Raw genomic sequence first — 3855 nt, 5'->3', positions numbered from 1 at the left:
CGCTAACGCTATCGAGGACTCGCTACCGCTGCGCTAACGTAATTCGTAATTAAGCCGCTCCCTGAGCGAAGTCGAAGGGAGTGGGGGGATGAGGGGGACGCAGGGAAGTAAAGAGATTACACAATTCCCCATATTTCGACTTTGCTCAGTACAAGTCCCCAGTTCCCAATGACTAATGACTAACCAATCTTGTCACTGCTGCAACTAACTCAGAGGGTTCTGTTGGCTTGGTGATGTGCATCTGAAATCCTACTGAGAGGGCTTGTTGTTGATTGTACTCTCCTGCATAGGCTGTGAGGGCGATCGCTGGGATCTGCCCCCCTTGCTCTGGTTTCCAAGTTCTGACTTGGCTGATCAGCATGTAACCGTCCATGTCTGGCATTCCAATATCACTTAATAAAACGTCTGGTTTGGATTCTGTGATGGCTTGCAATGCTTGAACTGCTGACGGTACGGCGATTACTTCTGCCCCTTCTTCTGCTAGCACGAAGCTGATAAAGTCTCGTGAATCATCGTCATCGTCAACAACTAGTATTTTAAATCCTTGAAGATTGGTGAACTCGGAATCCACTTGTGTTTCTTGCTGGCTTTCTTTTACAGTTGCTTTTGCGTGCAGTAGTGGCAAATTGACTATAAAAGTCGCTCCTTTTTCGTTGCCTAAACTTTCTGCCATGACTGTACCACCGTGAAGTTCTACTATTTGTCGGACGATCGCTAACCCTAGTCCTAATCCACCAAATTTTCTGGTGGTGGCGCTATCTGCTTGCCGGAAGTAATCAAACACATGGGGTAAAAAGTCAGGGTTAATACCTTGACCGGTGTCTGTAATTTTGATTTGAGCATAACGATTACTGATTAGCTGTTTTTCTTGACAACTGACTAGTGACCACTGAGAACTAATTATTGACGATTGCACCTCTATTCGTCCTCCTGGAGGTGTAAATTTAACAGCGTTGGAGAGCAAATTCCAAAGAACTTGTTGCAAGCGATTGGAATCACCCATAACTAAAAATTTTGCATTCCCCTCTGCTCCAAAATCTAAAATCGATAATTTTAAATCGATGGATTTGACTTGAGCTGCTAAGCGTATCGTTTCTAGCGCAGCAATAATTGTGGATACTAAATCTACTGTCTCTACGTTTAAGGTCAGTTTACCTTGAAAAATTCGTGATACGTCTAGTAAGTCTTCAATTAATTGAGCTTGCAACTTAGCATTTCGCTCGATTGTTTCCAGTGCTAATGCTGTTTTTGATGGGTCAAATTTACGACTTTGGAGGAGTTTAGACCAACCTAATATGGGGTTCAATGGTGAGCGGAGTTCGTGGGAAAGGACGGCGAGAAATTGATCTTTAATACAGTTTGCTTGTTCGGCTAGAGTTCGCGCTTGTTGTTCTGCTGTGTATAAATTGGTGTTTTCAATGGCGATCGCTGCCATCTGGGCTAATTGCACTAGAATGGCTTCGTCTTCTTGGGTAAATTCACCTTCGTATTTATCTGATAACTGAATTAGTCCAATATTTTTTCCATCTCTGCCTTTTAAAGGTGCAGCTAGCCACCCCCGCATTGGTGGATGCTTGTCGGCTTCTTTACCAAATCCTTGCCAGCGAGGATGGGCTACTAGTTCGGCCTGAGTCATGCGTATCGGACGATTTATTTGACGGACATAAGTATAAATGCCTGATTCATCTGGTTTTTCTTGGTAATTTCGCCACGCAGCATACTTATCTGAAAGTGAAATCGAACTAATCGAGTGTGCCCAACCATGACTGTCTATTAAGCTGGTGACTGATTGATGTGCGCCAATAATAGTACGGGCTTGCTCGGTGATGATTCGGGTAACTTCTTCGATAGAGAGTGTTGAATGTATCGTCAATGCAGCCTCGGTTAATCCATGTAGTTGGCTCGCATATTGCCGCGATCGCATCAGCATTTGTTCTTTTTCTGTCTCTGCTCTGGTGCGACTAGTCACGTCAAGTACTAGAGATAATACTGAAACTAACTGACCCGATTCATCAGATAAGGCTGAATTATACCACTCACAATAGACAACGGAACCATCCTTAGTATAGTTGCGGTTTCGACAAATCAGCTGTTTTTCACTGCCACGAAACAACCTTCTAATTACGTCTTGAACTGTCTCTTTATCTTCAGTAGAAACAAATTGCCATTCGTGACATCTTTTACCCATAACTTCCTCAGCTTGCCAGCCAAAAATGCGCTCAGCTGTCTGTGACCAACGAGACACACGAAACTCATGATCCCACTCAATTACCGCCAAAGGGGAGTTCTCTAGATGAAAGGCGAGAATCGATAAAGCATCTTGCCACGAATCATGCCTTTGCTGGCGCTCAGTTATATTCCTATCTACCGCTGTCATCTCCACTAAGCGGTTTGTTTTGTGATTTACTTGTTTGACCTCTGTAATATCAATAAAGGTCAATACAACTGCATAGGGCACGACCGTATTCGGTAAAAATAAAGGCTGTGAGTTCATCAACAGCCAAACTAAATCACCGTTTGGTTTATACCAACCCAAAACGAAATTACAACAAGGTTTTCCTGTATTCCAAGCCACCACAGACGGGTGATTTTCCGCGCTCAAGGGCGACCCATCTTCACAAATAAGTTGAGTCAATTGTTGACAAACAAATGTTGAAGCAGGGGTTTTCTGGAGTCGAAGTTGCGGAAAGTTGCCAAGCGAGGGTTCCCCTTCATCGCTGCTGTGATATTTCACAACTTCCTGTGGTAAATTCTCTGAGGGTGGCTGACCAAAGGGTAATAACTGCGGTTGTTGAGCAATCCATTCCTGGATTTGCTCGGTTGTGAGTCCTAAAACCCTTTCGGCACTGGCATTACATGCTGTTATGCTGCCGTCAAAGAGTTGAAGCACCATCCCCTCGTTCACAACTGCGATCGTATAGTCGCCCACTTGTGTTCTACTTGGGGGTGTATTTTTTAGCTCCTCTTCAATCGGCTGATAATCTGACTTTTCCTGGTCTTCCATCTTGTTAGTTGCAATAAACTCAACGGGATTTTTTACTCAAAAGCTAGAATTATTCATCAGGAAAGTATTGTGAGGCTTACAATGTTTATCTCAAAAATACGGCTTGTTTTTATTGAGTATTCAGTAATCAAATCGGATTCCTATATCAGGTATTGAGTATTAAATATTGGGTATTATGTTCTGAGTATCAAGTATTAGATTTTAATTTCCATTACCCAATCCCCACTCTCAGCTTTGAAAGTATCAAACATCATGAATCCCCGTATTCTTTTAATCGAACTTGAGAGTCAAATAAATCCTCCTTGAGATAGGGGTTTAGTAAAAATTTAGTAAACAAGGATTATTAGAGATGATTTTTGTTAGTACTGAACCGTAGATGCCCTACCTCGAATAGCTTTCGTTAGCTGGATCGATTTGTGATTAAAGTTACAACAAAAAGTAGAAATTTATTAAGAACCTTTAAGTATAGATTGAAATAATCTTAAAAGATAAAAATGATAGGGACTGGGGAACTTGGGGCCTCCGCTCCCGGAGGAACTGGGTACAGAGGAAGATTAAATAATTAACGTCTAATGTGAATTAGATATTAAAACGAATGATGATTTTGTCAATGCCCTCACTCTAAATCTAGGTTAAGTACCATTCAGTAGTGGTGTGTCAAGACTAAAATATTGCATTAAAAAGAACTCTTGTGGGATGGGCGTCTCGCCCGTCCGTGGCGATTGTTGTCAAGTTAACGTAGAACCGATGTCCCGCAAGAAACTGAAGTTCCTTGCTAATAGCAAAAGTCATCTCAAGATGACTGAATATCCCCCAAGATTTTGAGTCTACTGAAGTAGACTTGAGCTATT

At 42.2% G+C, this 3855-nt stretch carries 1 protein-coding gene; it reads right to left on the bottom strand.

Going from position 1 to position 3855, the window contains the following annotated elements; translation table 11 throughout:
- Positions 1-172: 172 nt before the first annotated feature.
- Positions 173-3004 (bottom strand): ATP-binding protein, encoded by a 2832-nt coding sequence (locus AC5JMF_RS31235; RefSeq protein ID WP_495799591.1) that lies wholly within the window; start codon positions 3002-3004, stop codon positions 173-175.
- Positions 3005-3855 lie beyond the last annotated feature (851 nt).

Source organism: Desmonostoc vinosum, assembly GCF_059505385.1.
Note: the sequence above shows the minus strand (reverse complement) of the source record. Positions and strands in the feature narration are given on the sequence as shown.